This window comes from Mycolicibacter senuensis (assembly GCF_002101885.1).
Classification (GTDB): Bacteria; Actinomycetota; Actinomycetes; order Mycobacteriales; family Mycobacteriaceae; genus Mycobacterium; species Mycobacterium senuense.
Genome location: NZ_LQPS01000031.1, coordinates 59,934 through 79,003 on the forward strand (window position 1 = coordinate 59,934; position 19,070 = coordinate 79,003).

17 protein-coding genes and 1 pseudogene are annotated in these 19,070 nt (G+C 68.3%); 11 read left to right on the plus strand and 7 right to left on the minus strand.

Going from position 1 to position 19,070, the window contains the following annotated elements:
• Positions 1 to 3 precede the first annotated feature (3 nt).
• The 6 genes from AWC24_RS07670 (at position 4) to AWC24_RS07690 (ending at position 4,267) form a co-directional block, all read left to right on the plus strand.
• Complete coding sequence (locus AWC24_RS07670; RefSeq protein ID WP_085083586.1) at positions 4 to 198, plus strand: hypothetical protein; 195 nt, start codon at positions 4 to 6, stop codon at positions 196 to 198.
• A gap of 141 nt (positions 199 to 339) precedes the next feature.
• Positions 340 to 432 carry an Ms4533A family Cys-rich leader peptide gene (locus AWC24_RS23480; RefSeq protein ID WP_407663428.1) on the plus strand — a complete coding sequence of 31 codons (93 nt, stop codon included), beginning with the start codon at positions 340 to 342 and terminating at the stop codon, positions 430 to 432.
• Between the two features lie 112 nt (positions 433 to 544).
• Positions 545 to 1,564 (plus strand): extracellular solute-binding protein, encoded by a 1,020-nt coding sequence (locus tag AWC24_RS07675; RefSeq protein ID WP_085083588.1) that lies wholly within the window; start codon positions 545 to 547, stop codon positions 1,562 to 1,564.
• Positions 1,565 to 1,587: 23 nt separating this feature from the next.
• The gene (cysT, locus tag AWC24_RS07680) at positions 1,588 to 2,418 is read left to right on the plus strand and encodes a sulfate ABC transporter permease subunit CysT (protein WP_085083790.1); all 831 of its coding nucleotides are present in this window, start codon (positions 1,588 to 1,590) and stop codon (positions 2,416 to 2,418) included.
• Positions 2,418 to 3,233, plus strand: a complete 816-nt coding sequence (cysW, locus tag AWC24_RS07685) for a sulfate ABC transporter permease subunit CysW (protein ID WP_085083590.1) — start codon at positions 2,418 to 2,420, stop codon at positions 3,231 to 3,233. Before cysT ends, cysW begins: the two co-directional genes overlap by 1 nt.
• Positions 3,230 to 4,267: a sulfate/molybdate ABC transporter ATP-binding protein gene (locus AWC24_RS07690; RefSeq protein WP_085083592.1), complete on the plus strand. Its 1,038-nt coding sequence runs from the start codon at positions 3,230 to 3,232 to the stop codon at positions 4,265 to 4,267. The genes cysW and AWC24_RS07690 overlap by 4 nt, the downstream gene beginning before the upstream one ends.
• Positions 4,268 to 4,274: 7 nt before the next feature.
• Here the strand turns inward: AWC24_RS07690 and AWC24_RS07695 are convergent, their stop codons facing one another.
• From AWC24_RS07695 to AWC24_RS07710, 4 genes are all read right to left on the minus strand, one after another.
• On the minus strand, positions 4,275 to 5,111 hold the full coding sequence (locus AWC24_RS07695; protein WP_085083594.1) for an iron reductase: 837 nt from the start codon (positions 5,109 to 5,111) through the stop codon (positions 4,275 to 4,277).
• 137 nt (positions 5,112 to 5,248) lie between these two features.
• Positions 5,249 to 5,980, minus strand: coding sequence for a sirohydrochlorin chelatase (locus AWC24_RS07700; RefSeq protein WP_085083596.1), 732 nt, complete (start codon positions 5,978 to 5,980; stop codon positions 5,249 to 5,251).
• A complete protein-coding gene (locus tag AWC24_RS07705; RefSeq protein ID WP_085083598.1) occupies positions 5,959 to 6,690 on the minus strand; it encodes a phosphoadenylyl-sulfate reductase in 732 nt (243 codons plus the stop codon). Before AWC24_RS07705 ends, AWC24_RS07700 begins: the two co-directional genes overlap by 22 nt.
• Positions 6,687 to 8,366 (minus strand): nitrite/sulfite reductase, encoded by a 1,680-nt coding sequence (locus AWC24_RS07710; protein ID WP_085083600.1) that lies wholly within the window; start codon positions 8,364 to 8,366, stop codon positions 6,687 to 6,689. The genes AWC24_RS07705 and AWC24_RS07710 overlap by 4 nt, the downstream gene beginning before the upstream one ends.
• Before the next feature lie 414 nt (positions 8,367 to 8,780).
• On the opposite strand from AWC24_RS07710, the gene AWC24_RS07715 reads away from it, so the two are divergent.
• From AWC24_RS07715 to hemW, 3 genes are read left to right on the plus strand one after another with little or no spacing between them, the layout of a single operon-like run.
• Entirely contained in the window at positions 8,781 to 9,323 is a 543-nt protein-coding gene (locus tag AWC24_RS07715) for an Rv1363c family protein (protein WP_234807290.1), read from the plus strand.
• Positions 9,320 to 9,727, plus strand: a complete 408-nt coding sequence (locus AWC24_RS07720) for a transglycosylase family protein (RefSeq protein ID WP_085083603.1) — start codon at positions 9,320 to 9,322, stop codon at positions 9,725 to 9,727. Before AWC24_RS07715 ends, AWC24_RS07720 begins: the two co-directional genes overlap by 4 nt.
• Positions 9,728 to 9,776: 49 nt before the next feature.
• Positions 9,777 to 10,955, plus strand: a complete 1,179-nt coding sequence (gene hemW, locus AWC24_RS07725) for a radical SAM family heme chaperone HemW (protein WP_085083605.1) — start codon at positions 9,777 to 9,779, stop codon at positions 10,953 to 10,955.
• Between the two features lie 20 nt (positions 10,956 to 10,975).
• Here hemW and AWC24_RS07730 read toward each other — a convergent pair whose 3' ends face one another.
• On the minus strand, positions 10,976 to 11,248 hold the full coding sequence (locus AWC24_RS07730) for a hypothetical protein (RefSeq protein WP_407663447.1): 273 nt from the start codon (positions 11,246 to 11,248) through the stop codon (positions 10,976 to 10,978).
• Between the two features lie 203 nt (positions 11,249 to 11,451).
• Between AWC24_RS07730 and AWC24_RS07735 the strand changes: the two are divergent.
• Together AWC24_RS07735 and AWC24_RS07740 are read left to right on the plus strand one after the other, a co-directional pair.
• Positions 11,452 to 11,859 (plus strand): annotated as a pseudogene (locus tag AWC24_RS07735) (Rieske (2Fe-2S) protein); the annotation flags it as partial.
• A 26-nt stretch (positions 11,860 to 11,885) separates the two neighbouring features.
• Complete coding sequence (locus tag AWC24_RS07740) at positions 11,886 to 12,155, plus strand: metal-sensitive transcriptional regulator (RefSeq protein WP_085083607.1); 270 nt, start codon at positions 11,886 to 11,888, stop codon at positions 12,153 to 12,155.
• A 44-nt stretch (positions 12,156 to 12,199) separates the two neighbouring features.
• Here AWC24_RS07740 and AWC24_RS07745 read toward each other — a convergent pair whose 3' ends face one another.
• Positions 12,200 to 17,356 (minus strand): type I polyketide synthase, encoded by a 5,157-nt coding sequence (locus tag AWC24_RS07745; protein WP_085083609.1) that lies wholly within the window; start codon positions 17,354 to 17,356, stop codon positions 12,200 to 12,202.
• A complete protein-coding gene (locus AWC24_RS07750; RefSeq protein WP_085083794.1) occupies positions 17,353 to 19,005 on the minus strand; it encodes a (2,3-dihydroxybenzoyl)adenylate synthase in 1,653 nt (550 codons plus the stop codon). The genes AWC24_RS07745 and AWC24_RS07750 overlap by 4 nt, the downstream gene beginning before the upstream one ends.
• Between the last annotated feature and the right edge of the window lie 65 nt (positions 19,006 to 19,070).

The window sequence follows — 19,070 nt, forward strand, 5'->3', positions numbered from 1 at the left end:
GGGGTGGTTGGCTTCCTGAGCTGGTGGGACGGCGTTGAGCTGTGGCTGTCCGGACTCGGCTTCGTGATCCAGACCGCGGTGGTGATGCCGGTGGTCCTGGCATTGGCCTACGTCCTGGCGGTGATGCTGGACGCGATGCTGGGGCAGGGAATCCGGGTGCTGGAACGGGTCCGGCCCGATGACGGCGAGGTGCGGTAGATGCCGCGCTCGCAGGTGACGTTGATTCTGGTCGCATTGATCGCGCTGGTTATCGTCAGCTGGCTGCTGACCCGCTGAGCCGGCGTCGGCTCTCCTGCGTCGAGACTGGCTGAACCGAGGTGTTCTGTTACGCTTCCCGGCATGCTCGCAGCGTCCGGTAATGAAGAGTGCCATGTCTTGGCGCTCATTGCCGTGGGTACTTGCGCTGTGGCTGACGTGCACTGTTGTCGCTGACTCCCGCCCGTCGGCGCTCTGGGGTCGCACTGCCCGGCTTCTCATCCATCGGGCCACCACCTTTGCCACGCGACGGGAACCGATTTCCCCAGTCTGCACGGAAAGGTCACCAATGCCTCACACCGTCACCCGTGGCGCTGTCCTCGCTCTGGCCGCGGTTCTGATCGCCGGGTGCGGCGGCGGACCCAGCGACGTCGTCGGTGGCGGCGAGCGGTCCGACGCTGACACCACGTTGACCCTGGTCGCCTATGCGGTGCCCGAACCCGGCTGGAGCAAGGTGATCCCGGCCTTCTACGACACCGAGGCCGGCGCCGACGTGCAGGTCGTCACCTCCTACGGAGCCTCGGGTGACCAGTCCCGCGGAGTCGCCAACGGCAAACCCGCCGACATCGTGAACTTCTCGGTGGAACCCGACATCACCCGGCTGGTCAACGCCGGCAAGATCGGTGAGGACTGGAACGCCGACGTCACCAAGGGCATCCCATTCGGCTCGGTGGTGACCCTGATGGTGCGGCAGGGCAATCCCAAGCACATCAAGGGCTGGGACGACCTCCTGGCGCCCGGCATCGAGGTCGTCACTCCCAGCCCGTTGAGCTCCGGATCGGCCAAGTGGAATCTGCTGGCCCCGTATGCGGTCAAGAGTGAGGGCGGCAAGAATCCGCAGGCCGGCCTGGACTTCGTCGACAGACTCGTCACCGACCATGTCAAGCTGCGCCCGGGCTCGGGGCGGGAGGCCACCGATGTGTTCCTGCAGGGCAGCGGCGACGTGTTGATCAGCTACGAGAATGAGGCGATCGCCGTCGAGCGCAAGGGCAAGCCGGTGGAACACGTGAACCCGTCGCAGACGTTCAAGATCGAGAATCCGCTGGCGGTGGTGACCTCCAGCCGGCACCTCGACACCGTCACGGCGTTCAAGAACTTCCAGTACACGCCCGCCGCGCAACGGCTGTGGGCGCAGGCCGGCTTCCGTCCGGTCGACCCGGGGGTGGCGGCCGAGTTCGGCGCGGAGTTCCCGGCGCCGGACAAGCTGTGGACGGTCGCCGATCTGGGCGGCTGGGAGGTCGTCGACAGCGGTCTGTTCGACAAGGACAGCGGCGCCATCACCAAGGTCTACACCCGGGCCACCGGATGACCGAGATCGTGGTCACCGAGGCGATGCGGCCCGCCGGGGACGAGCCGCCGGTGCACACCGGGTTCCGCCGCGAAGGCGTCTCGCTGCGGGTGGGTGCGGCGGTGGTGTGGCTGTCGCTGATCGTGCTTGCGCCGCTGGCCGCGGTGAGCTGGCAGGCCGCCGGTGGTGGGTGGGAGGCCTTCCGGCTGGCGGTCACTTCGCACGCCGCGCTGGAGTCCTTCCGGGTGACGCTGACGATCGCGACCGGGGTCACCGTTGTCAACCTCGCGTTCGGGCTGCTGATCGCCTGGGTGCTGGTGCGCGACGACTTCGTCGGCAAGCGTTTCGTCGACGTCATCATCGACCTGCCGTTCGCGTTGCCCACCATCGTCGCCAGCCTGGTGATGCTGGCGCTGTACGGCCCGGCCAGCCCGGTCAATGTGCACCTGCAGCACACCGGGTGGGGCGTCGGTTTGGCGTTGGCGTTCGTCACGCTGCCGTTCGTGGTGCGCGCGGTGCAACCGGTGCTGCTGGAGATCGATCGGGAGGTCGAGGAGGCCGCGGCGTCACTGGGCGCCTCCGGCGCGACGATCTTTCGTTCCGTGGTGTTGCCGTCGTTGACCCCGGCGCTGCTGACCGGGGCGGGCCTGGCGTTCTCCCGGGCCATCGGCGAGTTCGGCTCGGTGGTGTTGATCGGTGGGGCGGTGCCCGGCAAGACCGAGGTGTCCTCGCAGTGGATCCGCACCCTGATCGAGAACGACGACCGCACCGGAGCCGCGGCGATCTCCCTGGTCCTGCTCGCCGTTTCGTTTCTGGTGTTGCTGGCGCTGCGCGTGCTGGGTGCGCGGGTGACCAAGCGGCAGGAGCGGTCCTGATGACACCGTCACCGAAAGTCCGTCACCTCATCCGCTTCCTGGCGCTGACCTACATCGGTCTGTTGCTGATCGTTCCGGTGTCCTTGATCCTGTGGCGAAGCTTCGCGCCCGGATTCGGGCAGTTCTTCGCCTACATCTCCACTCCGGCGGCGATCTCCGCACTGCAGCTGTCGCTGCTGGTGGTGGCGATCGTGGTGCCGCTGAACGTCGCCTTCGGTATCCCGACGGCACTGGTGCTGGCCCGCAACAGGTTCCGCGGCAAGGGTGCGCTCCAGGCGATCATCGACCTGCCGTTCGCGGTGTCGCCGGTCATCGTCGGTGTCGCGCTGATCGTGTTGTGGGGATCGGCCGGGGTGCTGGGCTTCGTGGAGAACGATTGGGGTCTCAAGGTCATCTTCGGCCTGCCCGGCATCGTGCTGGCCAGTATTTTCGTCACCCTGCCGTTCGTGATTCGGGAAGTCGAACCGGTGCTGCACGAACTGGGCACCGACATGGAGGAAGCGGCGGCGACGCTGGGTTCGAACTCGTGGCAGACGTTCTGGCGGATCACGCTGCCGTCCATCCGGTGGGGACTGACCTACGGAATCGTGCTGACCGTGGCGCGCACCCTGGGTGAGTACGGCGCGGTGTTGATCGTGTCGTCCAATCTGCCCGGCACATCTCAGACGCTGACACTGCTGGTGTCCGACCGCTACAACCGCGGCGCCGAATACGGCGCCTACGCCTTGTCGACGCTGTTGATGACGGTGTCGGCGCTGGTGTTGATCGTCTCTGTGGTGCTCGACATGCGGCGGGCCGGAAAGGGGAGCAGATGACCGACGCGATCACCGTGCGCGGAGCCAACAAACGATACGGCGACTTCGTCGCACTCGACAACGTCGACTTCGCGGTACCGTCCGGATCGCTCACCGCGCTGCTGGGGCCGAGCGGTTCGGGCAAGTCCACCCTGTTGCGGGCGATCGCCGGCCTGGATCACCCGGACAGCGGAACCGTGACCATCAACGGTGTCGACGTCACCGGTGTCCCGCCGCAGCGGCGCGGCATCGGGTTCGTGTTCCAGCACTATGCGGCGTTCAAGCACATGACGGTGCGCGACAACGTGGCGTTCGGGCTCAAGATCCGCAAACGGCCCAAGTCCGAGGTGAAGGAGAAGGTGGACAACCTGCTGGGCGTGGTCGGGCTCAGCGGGTTTCAGGCCCGCTATCCCAGTCAGCTCTCCGGTGGGCAGCGGCAGCGGATGGCGTTGGCGCGGGCACTGGCGGTGGATCCGCAGGTGCTGCTGCTCGACGAGCCGTTCGGGGCGTTGGACGCCAAGGTCCGGGAGGATCTCCGGGCCTGGCTGCGCCGGCTGCACGAGGAGGTGCACGTCACCACGGTGCTCGTCACCCACGACCAGGCCGAAGCGCTGGACGTCGCCGACCGTATCGCAGTGCTCAACCAGGGCCGTATCGAGCAGCTCGGCACCCCGACCGAGGTCTATGACGCTCCGGCGAACGCATTCGTGATGTCGTTTTTGGGGGCGGTGTCCTCGCTCAACGGCGCCCTGGTGCGCCCGCACGACATCCGGGTCGGCCGCACCCCGGAGATGGCGGTGGCCGCCGTCGGAGACACCGGTCGCGACGAGGCGTCGGCGGTGCTGCGCGCGGTGGTGCACCGGGTGGTGGCGCTGGGCTTCGAGGTCCGCGTCGAGCTGATCAACGCCGCCACCCATGCGCCGTTCATCGCCCAGATCACCCGCGGCGACGCCGAAGCGCTGGCCTTGGCCGAAGGGGACACCGTTTATGTGCGGGCCACCCGGGTGCCGCCGCTCGCGGAGAAGCCGATCACGGGTGCATCGGTGCCGGTGTAGCCGCTCGTCACCGTTGGGTTCGGTCGCCGCGGCCCGCGGCGGCCGGCGCGGGGACATGGCTCAGCGCCCGCAGCTGCCGTCTCGCCGGTTGCGGGCGGTCATGGACTGCCATCTTGCACGCGGGCGATTCCACCCGCCGGGACGGCGCGTTCGTCCCGCGTACCGGTAGACCGAATCCGGCCATCACGTCGAGCATGGCCTGGCTGCGCCGGAAGCTGACAGCCTCGTTGTTGCCCGGGAGATGCCGGAGCTGCGAGGCGGCCACCACCACCGCAGAGCCCACGGCTTGCCACATCGAGGCGACGGGAACCGCTCTTTCGCTCACCCCGTGTAGCCAGACGAACAGTGGCGCCAGGGCGCGGTGGCAGCGGTGTGCCACCCAGGTGATCAGGGCCGACTCATCGGGTAACACCACCACTGCGTCCCGGTGCAGGGACCGGCCGTCATGCCCGATGGCCGGGTCGTCGGGAAGCACGCGCATCGTGGGATCCACCACGGCCGCCCAGTCGATGTCGTTGTCGCTGTCGAAGTGCACCCACAGGTTCTCCAGGCCGGTGTCCCAGGCTCTGCCCTCCAGGAGCACCAGCGGTAGCACCCGCCCGAGCACTTCGTGGGTCAGCCGGCCGGCCAGCAGATTGCCCGCCGCGCGCCGGCCTGCGACCGTGGCGGTCTCGTCGAAGACGCTCCCCAGCCGGTCGATGGTGAGGACGGAGTCCATCGGGCACCATCGACGCTTGTTGACCTCGGCCAGCACCGCGACACCGTAGGTTCGCGGGTACAGCGGATGTAGTTCACGCAGCCGGTGACAGGATTCATGCAGTGCCAAAGCGTGCTGATAGTCCATTCCCGCGGTGAGTGGGTTCTCGCCCCTCGGCGCCACCGGACCTCCTTCAGTAGGTTAGGCTAACCATACTAAAGGCCCGCCACGGGTGGAACGGCTGTGACCGCTTTCACTTTTGCGCTCGCGTTTTCGAGGGCCGGTCAGGCTGCGAGGCGATCCGCCAGCGCCGTCTCCACCCGGTCCAGCACGGTCGCGGCCACCAGGCGGTGCGCGCCGAGCGGCTCGGCCATCGGAATGCCCTCGCGGCGTGCATATTCGGCGATGCCGTCGGTGATCGTGCCGTGCGCCAGGAACCACGGCGCGATCATCAGCCGCGCGGCGCCGCGTGCCCGGAGCCGCTCGACCGCCTGCGGCACCGAGCCCGCCATGGTGGCGAAAGCCATTTCTACACCCGCCCAACGGGTTCCGCGCGACAACCGGTCGGCGACTCGTGCGGTGCGAGCGTTGGCGACAGCGTTCGACGATCCGACCGCGACGGCCACCACACCCAGCTGCGGGTCGAACCGCGACGCCCCGGCCGAGGTCAGCCGCTCACCGAGCACCTGCACCAGCCGACGGTCTTCGCCCAGCGTCGGCGCCACCCGCACGGCCGTCCCGGATTCTTCGATCATCCCCGGGATGTCGACGCGAGCATGGTAGGCGCTGGCCAACAGGAACGGCACCACGACTGCATCGTCGGCGTCGTCGCCGACGTCGGCGAGCACGTCGCGCAGATTCGGGGTGTTGTGTTCGCAGAACGCCACCCGCACATCGTGTTCCGGTGCCACCCGGCGCAGGTGCCCGGCGATCGCACGGGTGTTGGCAGCCGAGCGCGGATCCCGGCTGCCGTGCGCCGTCAAGACCAGGGTGGTCACGAGGCGTGCAACCCGCATTCGGTCTTGGCGCTACCGGCCCAGCGGCCGCTGCGCGGATCGGCGCCGGCTGCCGGCTTCACGGTGCACGGCGCGCAACCGATCGACGGGTAGCCCTCGTCCAGCAGCGGGTTGACCAGCACGTTGTGCTCGGCGATGTAGGCGTTCATCTGCTCGTCGCTCCAGGCGGCGATGGGGTTGATCTTCACCAGACCGAACTGCTCGTCGAAGCTGATCAACGGGGCGTTGGCCCGGGTCGGCGCCTCCACCCGGCGCAGCCCGGTCACCCACGCCGAGTAGCCGCCCAGCGTGCGGGCCAACGGTTCGACCTTGCGCAGCCGGCAGCACAGCGCCGGATTCGACGCGAACAGGTCCTTGCCGCGGCCGGCGTCCTGCTCGGCGACGGTCTGTTCCGGGGTCACATTGACCAACGAGATGTCGTACATCGCCTCGACGGCATCGCGGGTGCCGATGGTCTCGGCGAAGTGATACCCGGTGTCGAGGAACAGCACCGGAACCCCGGCGCGGACCTTTGCCGCCAGATCCACCAGCACCGCGTCGGCCATATTGGAGGCCACCACGTAGTTGCAGGTCGCGCCTCCCCGGGGACCGTTCACCCCGCCGAAGTTCGCCTCGGTCCACTCCAGCAGTTCGGTGGCGGTCGCTCCGTCGAGTTCCGCGGCACCTTTGGCGGCCAGCTCGCGCAGCTCGTCTTCGCTGTGCGGCCTCATCGCAGGTCGTCTTCCTCGGCCCGCACCGCCCACTGCGCGAATCGCTCGCCGGCGTTGCGGCCCTTGATGAAGTTGCGCACCACCCGGTCGATGTAGTCACCGAGGTCGTCGTTGAACACCTTGTGCTGACGCAGCTTTCGACCGAATCCACTGTCGGCGCCCAGGCTGCCGCCCAGGTGCACCTGGAAACCGGGTACGGAATTGCCGGCGCCGTCGTCGATCATCTGGCCCTTGAACCCGATGTCGGCCACCTGGATGCGGGCGCACGAGTTGGGGCAACCGTTGATGTTGACGGTGACCGGCACGTCCAACTGCGCGTTGAGGTCATCCAGCCGCTGCTCGAGTTCGGGCACCAGGCTCTGCGCGCGCACCCGGGTCTCGACGAACGACAGCTTGCAGAACTCCAGGCCGGTGCAGGCCATCAGGTTGCGCCGCCACGGCGACGGGTCGGCCGGCAGGCCCAGCGCATCGAGTTCGGCCAGCAGGCCGTCGAGCTTCTCGTCGGGAACGTCGAGGATGATCAGCTTCTGGTACGGGGTGAACCGGGCGCGGTCGGTACCGACCTGCTCCATCAGTTCGGCGATCTTGAGCAGCGTGGCGCCGTTGACCCGGCCGGAGATCGGGGCCACCCCGACCGCGTTGTGGCCGTTGCGGAGCTTCTGCACCCCGACGTGGTCGATGGTCGCGGTGGGCTGCGTGGGGGCCGGGCCGTCGATCAGCTTGCGGCCCAGGTACTCGGTCTCGAGAACTTCCCTGAATTTCTCCACGCCCCAGTCCTTGACCAGGAACTTCAGCCGGGCCTTGGACCGCAGCCGGCGGTAGCCGTAGTCGCGGAAGACCCGGGTGACGGCTTCCCAGACGTCCGGGACCTCATCGAGCGGAACCCACGCGCCGAGCCGCTTGGCCAGCATCGGGTTGGTCGACAGGCCGCCACCGACCCACAGGTCCAGGCCGGGGCCGTGCTCGGGATGGTTGACACCGATGAAGGAGATGTCGTTGATCTCGTGGGCGACGTCCTGCAGGCCCGACACCGCGGTCTTGTACTTGCGTGGCAGGTTGGCGTACTCGGGCTTGCCGATGTAGCGCCGGACGATCTCGTCGAGTGCGGGGGAGGCGTCGAGCACCTCATCGAGGGACTCGCCGGCCAGCGGTGAGCCCAGCATGCCGCGCGGGCAGTCGCCGCAGGCCTCCAGGGTCTGCAGACCCACGGCGGCCAGCCGGTCCCAGATCTCCGGAACCTTCTCGATCTCGATCCAGTGGTATTGCAGGTTCTGCCGGTCGGTGATGTCGGCGGTGCCCCGGGCGTGATCGACCGAGATCTGACCGAGGGTGCGCATCGCGGCGGCCGACAGCGCCTTGCCGTCGCAGCGCACCCGCATCATGAAGTACTTGGCCTCCAGCAGCTCGGCGTTCTCATCGCCGGTGAAGGTGCCGTCGTAGCCCTGCTCACGCTGGGTGTAGAGGCCCATCCAGCGGAACCGGCCACGCAGGTCGTCCTTGGTGATGGCATCGAAGCCCTGCTTGGAGTAGACGTCGATGATGCGAGCCTGCACGTTGAGTGCCGGGTCGTCCTTCTTGAGCTGTTCGTTGGGGTTGACCGGTTCGGTCTCACCGAGGGCCCACTGGGCCTCGCTGCGCTGCCGGCCCTTGCTGGGCGCGGACGGGGTGGCGGTCATCGGTTCTCCTTCGGAAAAGGAGCTGGCGGGGATTGAGCGCAGGGCACCGGTGGCTGAGTCCGGCAGCGCAGATCCGGCGGCCAGCTGGGAAAGTGCAGGTGGGCGGTTCTACGGCATCAAGGCAGACAGCGACAGGTGCAAACCCGCTTGAAATCGATGTGCCGCCGAGCCACCAAGGCAACCCCGGATGCGGTGCAGTAGGCGGCAGTCACACGGGCGATTATGCCATGGATGCCGAAAATCTTCCTTACCGGCGCAAAGTTGTGATCAGCGTGCGTAAAACTCATTTGGGGCCCGAAGGCGAAGCGGCCGGTACGGGAGGACCGGATCGGGACAGCCCGGGACTGTGCGGGCCGGGATGCGGACCGCGCACAACAAGCTGATTGGAAGCCGATCGGAAGGCGGGTGGGACAGGTGAGTGTCGTCGACTTCGGGTGGGAGCCGGTGTGGGAACCGTCCCCGGCACCTGAACCGCCCCCGCGGATCAACGGACGTGCGATGCTGCGACGCTGGCTGGCCGTCGCGAGCCTGGTGGCCGCGGTCGGCGGTGGCGGTTGGCTGGCCGTGCAGCACTACGAAACGCATCTCGCCGGCGAGCAGGCCCGCAATGTCGCCGTGGCATATGTGTTGCGGCTGACCAACGTCGACGCCGACGACGTCGACCGGAACTTCGCCGAGATCGCCGAGGGCGCCACCGGCGAGTTCGACGCGATGCACGCCCGGTCGGCGGCCAGGCTGCGCCAGCTGCTGATCGACGACAAGGCGACCGCGCGCGGCCACGTCGCCGAAGCGGTGGTCAAATCCGCCGCGAAGAACCACGCCGTGGTGGTGCTGCTGGTCAATCAGTCGGTGCGCAACGCCGACCACCCCGAACCGGTGATCGACCGCAGCTCGATCCGGATGACCATGGACCGGGTCGACGGCCGGTGGCTGGCCAGCAAGGTGGAGTTGGTATGAGGAAACTCACAGCGTTGACGGCCGGTGCGCTGCTGATCGGAGCCGCCGACTTGACCGCGGCGGCTCACGCTGACCCGATCGACTGGGCGGCCATCGCCAACTGTGCATCCGGTGGCGACTGGGCGGCCGACTCCGGTGTCGGCGGCTATGGCGGGTTGCAGATCAGTGCCGCGGCCTGGGACGCCAACGGCGGAGTCGGGTTGCCGTCGCAAGCCAGCCCGCAGCAGCAGATCGCGGTGGCCAAGCGCATCATGGCCAGCGAGGGGCCCGGCGCCTGGCCGGCCTGCGCGTCCCGCGGCGCCGCGGCCACCAGCGGTGCCGGGGCGGCCCCGGTCGGCTCGCTGACCCACTACCTGTCGGCACTGGCCGCGGACACCGGCGGGCCGGCCGCACCGGCAGACTGAGCAGTCGCCCACCAGCGCCGTGCCCGGCGCCATGGGATGATCGGGCCCTATGACCACCGCGACCGCGGTAACGCTGCCCGACGTGGCGCCGGACCGGTTTGACCAGCAGCGCCCGTTCGGGGTGTATGTGCACGTCCCGTTCTGCTTCTCGCGCTGCGGGTACTGCGACTTCAACACCTACACACCGGCCGAACTGGGCGGGGCCAATCCGGACGCCTGGGTGGCGGCGCTGGCCAGGGAACTGGAGCTGGCCGCCGCCCGGCTGGGCGGCCCGCGCGCCGACACCGTGTTCGTCGGCGGCGGCACACCCTCGCTGCTGGGCTCCGCGCGCCTGGCGGCGGTGCTCGATCATGTGCGGGAGCACTTCGGACTCTCCGACGACGCGGAGGTCACCACCGAGGCGAATCCCGAATCGACGTCGCCGGAGTTCTTCGAGTCGATCCTGGCCGCCGGCTACACCCGGGTGTCGCTGGGCATGCAGTCGGTGTCGCCGCGGGTGCTGGCCACCCTGGACCGCATCCACTCGCCGGGCCGGCCGGTTGCCGCCGCGCGCGAGGCGAGCGCCGCCGGCTTCGAACACCTCAACATCGACTTGATCTACGGGACCCCGGGGGAGAGCGACGATGATCTGCTTCGCTCGGTGGACGCCGCGCTGGAGGCGGGGGCCGACCACGTCTCGGCCTACAGCCTGATCGTCGAGGACGGCACCGCACTGGCCCGCCGGGTGCGGTGCGGTGAACTGCCCGTGCCCGACGACGACGTGATGGCGCATCGCTACGAGCTGGTCGACAGCCGGCTGCGGGCGGCCGGGATGGATTGGTACGAGGTGTCGAACTGGAGCCGGCCCGGAGCCGCCTGCCGGCACAATCTGGGCTACTGGAACGGCGGCCGATGGTGGGGCGCGGGTCCGGGCGCTCACGGCTACGACGGCATGCTGCGTTGCTGGAACGTCAAGCACCCCAACGCTTACGCGCAGCTGCTGGGGGAGATGACGCTGCCGATCGCGGGCTTCGAGGAGCTCTCCGAGGCCGATCGGCACACCGAAGAGGTGATGCTGCGGCTACGCATGCGCGAGGGGTTGACGCCGGCGGTCCTGGACCCGGGCGAGCGCGAACGCGCCGAGTCCGCCGTCGGCGACGGCTTGCTGCGCGTCGACGGCGATCGGCTGGTGCTCACCGATCGCGGGCGACTGCTGGCCGATGCGGTGGTGCGTTCGCTGCTGGGGTAGCCGCCGGGCCAACCGACAGCTCAGCCGCTGAACCAGCCGCGCCCGCCGTCCCAGCTGCCGCAGATGCCGTTGAAGCAGCCGTGGCCGAAACCGCCCTGACCCGGGATGAAGCCACCGCAGCCCTGCCAGCCGGCGTCGTGGCCACAGCCACCCCCGCCGCCGTTGCCGTCGGGCCCACCGGAACCGTGTGGTTGGGCCACCACGGTCTGGACGGTCGTGCCCGCCGGCACGGTCGTCAGCATCAGGCCGGTCGGGGCGACAGCGATCGCCACAGCGGCGCCGGCTACGAACATCGATCCCACGAACTTTCGAATGCTTAGCATGTCTCCATATTCCATACGGGCGTTCGCCTTGCCAACCGTTGTGTGAGGACCGATACCGAATCGTGAACGCCTGTAACACATCACCGCGCCAGGAGTGCAGCGGCGAGCGTCACGATCCGACGGGGCCGGACCGCGGGCCTCGGAGGCGGTGGATGGAGATCCCGATCTGCGGGGTGTTCGGGTCCGGGATCGGCATGGACCAGTCCGGCGACCGGCTGCGTATCAAGGACTGGACCCCGGTGCTTCCGGAGTCGGAACTGCCGGCGGACCAGCGGCTCAAGCGGGTCGAGGTCGACGGCGTCGGAGTGGTGGTGTGCCGCGACGGCGACAAGGTGGCGGCCTTCGCCGGCCTGTGCCCGCACCTGGCCGCGCCGATGCAGGACGGCTGGCTCGACCGCGGCCACGTCGTCTGACCGTGGCACGGCTCGCAGTTCGACGTGCCGACCGGCGAAGTGGTGCGCGGACCGGCCGCCTCTCCGTTGCCGTGCTACCAGGCGCGGCTACGTGAGGGGATGGTCGAACTGCGCGATGGCGCCCCGACCAGCGGACACCCGGCCTGTGGGATACCCTGCAGGGTATAAACGCTCGGCGCGGGAAGGGATCTGACGTGGTTGGAGACGACGAGAGCGTCAAGGCGGTGTTGAACCGGCTGCGCCGTGCCCACGGCCAGCTTGCCGGCGTGATCGCGATGATTGAAAGCGGCCGGGACTGCAAGGACGTCGTCACCCAGCTTGCCGCGGTCTCGCGCGCGCTGGACCGGGCAGGGTTCAAGATCGTCGCCAGCGGGCTTCGCGAATGCCTGACCGGCGAATCCGACACCGGAAAAGCCCCGCTCACCGAGGACGAACTCGAAAAACTGTTCCTCGCCCTGGCTTGACGGGCCCGTACCGTCGCGACATCGCGTTCCGGGCCAGGCGAGGGCTACGCGAGCAGTTCGAGGATCTTTTTCGTCACCGCCGCCGCCGTCGGATGCTCCCACAGCAGCGTCGGCGAGAGCGTCAGCCCGATCTGCTTTTCCAATCGACGTCGCACGGCGACGGTCATGATCGAGTCGACGCCCATTTCGATCAACGGAAGATGGGGGTCTACGCCGTCCTCGGGTAGACCGATTTGGCCCGCTATCGCGGCGAATACCCGTTCCGCCACCCAATCGGAGGCCTCGGCGGGATCCTCGGGCAAGCCCGCCTGCACCGGATCGTGCGATTCGACGACGTCGGTTTCGGCGGGAGCGATGTCGGCAAGCATGGCCACCGACGCCGCGAGCGGTGTGACCGGCAGGACGACAGCGTTGGCTTGGTCATCGCGCATCGCCAGGTCCAGGGCCCACATCGCATCGTCGGCGGTGACGGTTTGCATGCCCATGGACTCCAGCTGCGCGGCAACGTACTCCGAGGTCGACCCCATCCCCAGACCGCGCCACGCCGTCCACGCGACGCTGATGGTTCGGTCACCGAGGTTGCGGCGTTGCCGGGCGAACGCATCCAGAAACGCATTTCCGCACGCGTAGGCGCCCTGACCCGGAAATCCGGTGAGATAGCCACATGACGAGAACAGCAGCATCCAGTTCAGCGTCCCCGGCGGGAACACTTCATCGAGCACCCGTGCGCCGGTGACTTTTGCGTGCATGGAAGCGTCGACCTGCGCAAGCGTGGTGTCGGCCAGCAGTGCCCCGGTCTCGATACCGGCGGCATGCACGACACCGAGCACCGGCGGCAGATCCCGCAACGCGTGTTGCAGCGCCGCCGCGGCCCCGGCCGCGCCGATGTCGATGGCGGCCACCCGCACGAACACCCCGCGTTCCTCCAGCGATCGGACCGTCTGGGCCAACCCCGCGTTGGTCGGGGCAGCTGCGAGTGCCCTGTCCGGCATTCCCGAACGCGACACGAGCACCAGGCGCCTGGCACCGAGATCGGCCAACCGGTGGGCCATCTGCTGTCCGAGCGCGCCGGTACCCCCGGTGATCAGGTAGGTGCCCCCCGGTGAGCAATGCATCGGTGCACCGACGCACGGCGCGGGGGCCAGGCGCGCGGTGTAGGCGATGCCGTCGCGCACCACTACCACCCCGTGCCCGGTCAGGGAACTCAGCGCGGGAACGGGCAGCCCGGGCTCGGACAGGTCGTCGGAAAGGTCTAAGACTCCGCCCCAGAGCTGGGGGTGTTCGGCAGCGGCCACCCGGGACAGACCCCATAGCGGCGCCTGTTCGATATCGGTGCCTTCATGGACATTTCGGGTCAGCACCCACAGCCGTGCCCTGGAGTCGTGTCCTGCCAGGTGTTTCAGTGTCTGCAGGACCAAGTCGATGGACACGCTCGGCTCCGTCCGCGGCTCGGTCAGCACCAGGACGACGGCACCGGAACCCGGGCTCGCATCGCCGGACGGCAACTCCGCAGGGTCTGCAACGCTGCGGGTCGGCACGCCGGCAGCGGCCAGGTCGCGGGTACACCATGCCCGTGTTTCGGCGGTGCCGCCGATCAGGGTGACGTGGTCGGGGCGATCGGTGTCGCGCCACGGTGTGGGGTGCCACGCCAATCTGTGGACCAGCCGGCTGGATTCACGTTCTCCGGACCGCTCGAGATCTTCGAAGGTCAATCCGGTCAGCGAGACCAAAACCGTGCCGGTGAGATCGGTGATCACGACGTCGGTGATCGCTCCTGCTGCGCGGCGGCGCGCGTGGAGCAGGGCCTCGCCGCGAGGCGGGCCGTGCACCGCCACCCGCTCGATACGCGCGGGCATTTTGAGGCGTCCGGGCTCGCTGAAGAGGACCGACGCCGTCGACGTCGCGGCATCGAGAAGTCCTGCCCAGCTCATCGGAGTCGACCCGTCCGGCTCGGCGTTGACCCGCGCCAGCAATTCGCCTTCGCCGCAACGTAGTTCCAGGATCTCCCACTCGAACCCCATGGCGGCGACACCGAGCGATTCCAGGCTGTCGGTGACATGGGTCGAAGGCAGCACGTCCGTGCAACGGCGTTGCGCGGCCGGTAGTTCGAAGGCCGGCGCCGCGGCGTCGTTGTTGACCTCGGCCACCGCGGTGCAATGGGTCAGCCAGCTGCCCTCGGTCGGCGCATCGTCTGAATCCACGATGCGTGAGGCCAGGCTCAGGCGGTGCTCCTGCAGCACCACCTGGAGGTCGCGGGTCCGCCCGGGGGCGACCGGCGTACGCAGTCGCACATCTGCCAAACCCGTTGTGGCGGCGGTCAGCATCGTGTTCAGCAGCACGGCGGCGGGAACGATCTCGGTGCCTTGCACGGGGTGATCGCCGGGGTAGGGCCGGTTGGACATATCCAGTCGGGTCTGCCAGATGCGGGTGGGAACGGCACCGGCGACATCCACCTGGCCACCCAGGAGGGTGTGGGCGTCGACGTCGTGAATCCCGCTGCCGGCCGGTGGCGGTGTCGGAGTGCGCCAGAAGTGCTGATGCTGCCATTGGGTGACCGGCAGGTTGTCGCTCCAGGGGGAGGCGGCCGTGACACCGTGCGGGAACGGCGCCCCGTGGCAGTACAGCGAGGCCAGCGCCTGGGTGACTGCACGCAGCTGGGGCTGCTGACGCCGGAGGGTGGGAACCACGCCGTGCTCGTCAATCCCGATGTGTGACAACGTTTCGGCAATCGAGTGCGAGACCACCGGATGGGCTGATAGCTCCAGAAACAGCCGGTGCCCGTCCTCCGCGGCGGCGATGACGGCCTCAGCGAATCGCACTTGACCACGCAGGTTGGCCACCCAATAGCGCGAGTCGCGGGGTGCCGTCGAGCGGGGATCGGCCAACGCGGTCGTGTACAGCGGGACGGCAGGTTCGGCTGCCGGTGGGAGGCCTGCGGTGAGTCGGGCAAGGTCGTGGGTAAGTGCGTCCATCTGCGGGCTGTGGAAGGCCACGTCGGTGTTGACCCGACGCGCCGAAATGCCGTCGTCCGAACAGTGTCGGCAGAGCTCATCGATTGCCTCGACGGTGCCCGAGACGACCGTGGACTCAGGTGTGGCGCTGATTGCCGCGACCACGTCGCTGCGCCGGCACAGCCGCCGTTGTGCCTCCTCGAGTGAGAGCCCCACCAGCGCCATCGCCCCGCGTCCGGCGACGTGTCTGAAACCGCGCGCCCGGTAGCACGCCACTTTGGCTCCCTGAGCCAAGTCGAGAACACCGGCTGCCACGCATGCGGCGACTTCGCCGACCGAATGACCGATGACGGCTGCGGGAGTGACGCCGCGGTCGGCCAGCAATGCGGCGAGCCCGGCTTGAATCGCGAAGGTCAGCGCCTGCACCCGATCGGTGGCGCCCAGTTCACCGGTGCTCAGCGCCTCGCGGGCGGAGAATCCCAACTCGGCTTGAAACACCGGATCGATTTCGTCGATGACCGCGGCGAAGGCAGGCTCATTTGCCAGGAGTTCGCTGCCCATGCCTTCCCATTGCGATCCGTGGCCGGAGAAGACCCAGACAGCGCCGCCGGACGCGCCGGGAAGGACCGTGCCGGTGACCACGGCAGGTTGGTGCACGTCGTTTGCCAGTGCGTCCAGGCCGGCCACCAGTTCCTCGCAACTGTCGGCGAGTACCGCCGCGCGGTCCCGTTCGTGCGAGCGTCGGGTCCACAGTGTCGCCGCCACCTGATCGACCGAGCAGTCGCGGGCTCGCAGCTGGCCGGCCAATGCATCGGCCTGGCGAGCGAGTCGAGCGTGGGAGCGCGCCGAGATCGGAACGACGACAGGAACGGCAGTCTGCTCCGCGGCGTCTCGGAGATGCGAGGCGGGCTGCAGCGGCGCTTCTTCGAGCAGGATATGGGCGATGGTGCCGCCATAGCCGTAGCTGCACACCGCTGCGCGGCGCCGGCTGTCCTGCTGTCGGGGCCAGGCTTCGACCGCGGTGGCGACGCGCAGGCCGCTGTCCGCCCAGTCGATGGCCGTCGTGAGTTTGCTGATCCCCGCTGTTGGCGGGATCGTCTCCTGATGGAGCGCCAGCGCCGCCTTGATGAGACCGACCACCCCCGCGCCGCCTTCGAGGTGACCCGTATTGGGCTTCACCGATCCGACCAGGCAGGGCGCGTTCGGGGGGCGTCCGGCGCCGTATACCGCTGCAAGAGCGGCCAGTTCAACCCGATCGCCGACCGGTGTACCGGTCCCGTGCGCCTCGACGAAGTCCACGCTGGTGGGGTCGATGTCGGCGGATGCGCAGGCAAGCCGGAACAAATCTTCCTGCGCCCTACCGTTGGGCGACATGATGCCCGGCGTGTTGCCGTCATGGGCGACAGCGCCACCACGGACCACGGCCAGCACCGGGTTTCCGTCCCGCCGGGCGTCGCCGAGACGCTTGAGGACCACCACGGCGGCGCCTTCTCCGCGGCCGTAGCCGTCGGCGGTCATGTCGAAGGTTTTGGACCGACCGTCCGGTGCGGTGGCGCCGGCCTGGTCGAGTACCCGGGTCAAACCGGGCCCGATCAGCGCGCTCACTCCGCCTGCCAGCGCAAGCGACGTCTCGCCGGTGCGCAGTTGCTGGCACGCTTGATGCACGGCCACCAACGACGCGGCGCACGCCGCGTCGAGGGCGACACTGGCGCCACGAAGATCCAGCAGATGTGAGACCCGGTTGGCGACTCCGCACAGCGCTGTTCCGATTCCGGACCAGGCCTCGATACCGGGCAGGTCCTCCATGATCAACTTGCCGTAGTCGTCGGCGTTGACGCCCATCAACACCGCGGTGTCACTGCCCGCCAACGACCGGGGCGCTATCCCGGCGTGCTCGAGTGCCTCCCAGCACACTTCGACTGCCAGACGCTGCTGCGGATCCATCAATTCGGCCTCGCGGGGGGCGACGCCGAAGAATTCCGCGTCGAAGCCGGCCAGATCGTCCAAGAAGGTGCCCCACGGTGTGGTGGCTCGCAGCACCGCGGCGTTTCGCGGGTCACGCCGCAGATACGGCTCCCACCGTTCGGAAGGGACCTGCCGCACCGCACTGCGGCCGTCGAGCAGAAAGGCCCACAAGTCCGTCGGTGTGGTGATGTCCCCGGCCAGCCGGCATCCGATGCCGACGATGGCGATGGGTTCGGCAGTGTCGTTGGAGGGGGTGGCGTGCCGGTGGGTGGCGTGCGTCGTCATCTGCTGCCCACTCGGGCGACGATCTGCTTCTTGTCCACTTTCCCGACGGCGGTGATGGGCAGCGACGACATCGCAACGAGCATGTCCGGGCGCGAATGGGCAGAAACCCCACGCTGGTCCAAGTAGGAGTTGAGTTCGGCGAGGTCAATCTGTTCGCCGTTGAAGATCACTGCAGCGCAGATTTTTTCACCCAGAAAATTATCTGGCAGCGCGATCGCGGCAGCAGCCGAGACGGCCGGGTGGGTAAGGATGTGCTCCTCGATGTCGGACGCCGAAACAGTCTCGCCGCCACGGTGAATCACATCCTTAATGCGGCCGGTGACTTCGACATTGCCGGCGAGCGGACCGTCGGCAAAAATCCGCACCTGGTCTCCGGTCCGGAAGAATCCGTCCGGACTGAACGACCGCGCATTGGCCTGCTCCGCCCGGTAATAGCCGTTCAGCGTGTACGGTCCGCGGACCAGCAGTTCGCCTTCCTCGCCCGGCGCCACGTCGTCGCCGTTGTCGTCGACGACTCGCAGTTCGTCGTGCGGTGACATCGGCCGCCCCTGCGTCTGTTCGATGATCTCGATGGGATCACCGGGGCGAGTGAAATTCAGCATCCCCTCGGCCATTCCGAAAATCTGCTGCAGACCCGGCCCCAGGGTCTCTCGGAGATAGCGGGCTTCGTCGGGTGCCATCCGTGATCCACCCACTTGCAGCAATCGCAGTGCTGTCGGCGGGTTCGGCTCCCAATCGCAGGCCTGTGCCCACAATTTCGCCAGGGCGTTGACCAACCCGGTAGCGGTCACACCGTGCCGGTGGATCAGCGCAAAAGCGGCTTCAGGACTGGGGTCGGCGGTGAACACAGTGGCGGCGCCCACCGTCATCGCGCCCAACATGCCCGGGCATCCCAGCGGAAAGTTGTGACCGGCTGGCAGTGCCACCAGGTAGACGTCGTCTCCGGTCAGTTCGCACGCCTGAGCGCAGGCTGTCGCGTTGTAGACGTAGTCGTCATGGGTGCGGGGAATGAGCTTGGGCATGCCGGTCGTGCCGCCCGATACCAGCAGCAGAGCCGGCGTGGTGGTGTCGACATCGGCGCGCTGGACGGCGGGGACCGTGCATTGGGCGACCGTCGACCACGCAGTGAACGGCCCGGGATCGCCATCGACGATGACGTGCTGCAGACTCGGGCGGCCCTCGGTAACACGCGCGGCGAGTTCGCGGTAGTCGAAACCGCCTGCACGGTCGGCGATTATCAGTGCAACCGCGGCACTGACGTCGGCGAAGTGGCCGAGCTCGGCGGCACGGTGACCCGGCAAGCACATCACCGGGACGGCGCCGGCCCGCAGGACGCCGAAGAACGCCAGCGCGAATTGCGTCGAGTTCGGAAGCTGAAGCAATACGCGGTCGCCCGCAGCGATGCCGAGCCGCGCCAGGCCTGCCGCGAATCGGTCAGCAGCCGAATCGAGTTCGGCAAAGGAATAACTGCGGTTCGGATCGATGACGCCGGGCCGCCGGGGCCAGTTGCTCGCCGCTTCGGTGAGGATCGAGTCCAAGGTGCGTCCGGTCCAGTAACCCGCTCGTCGATAATCGGTGGCGCGGTCCGCCGGGAAGGGCGCGAAGCCGGCGAGGAGTCCGTTGGGTTCGGGCTGGGGCACAGCACTCATCCAGTCGAACCACCCCTCGGTCAATCATGGTGGTGTGCGACCGACCCCCATGAGATAGCCTTCGT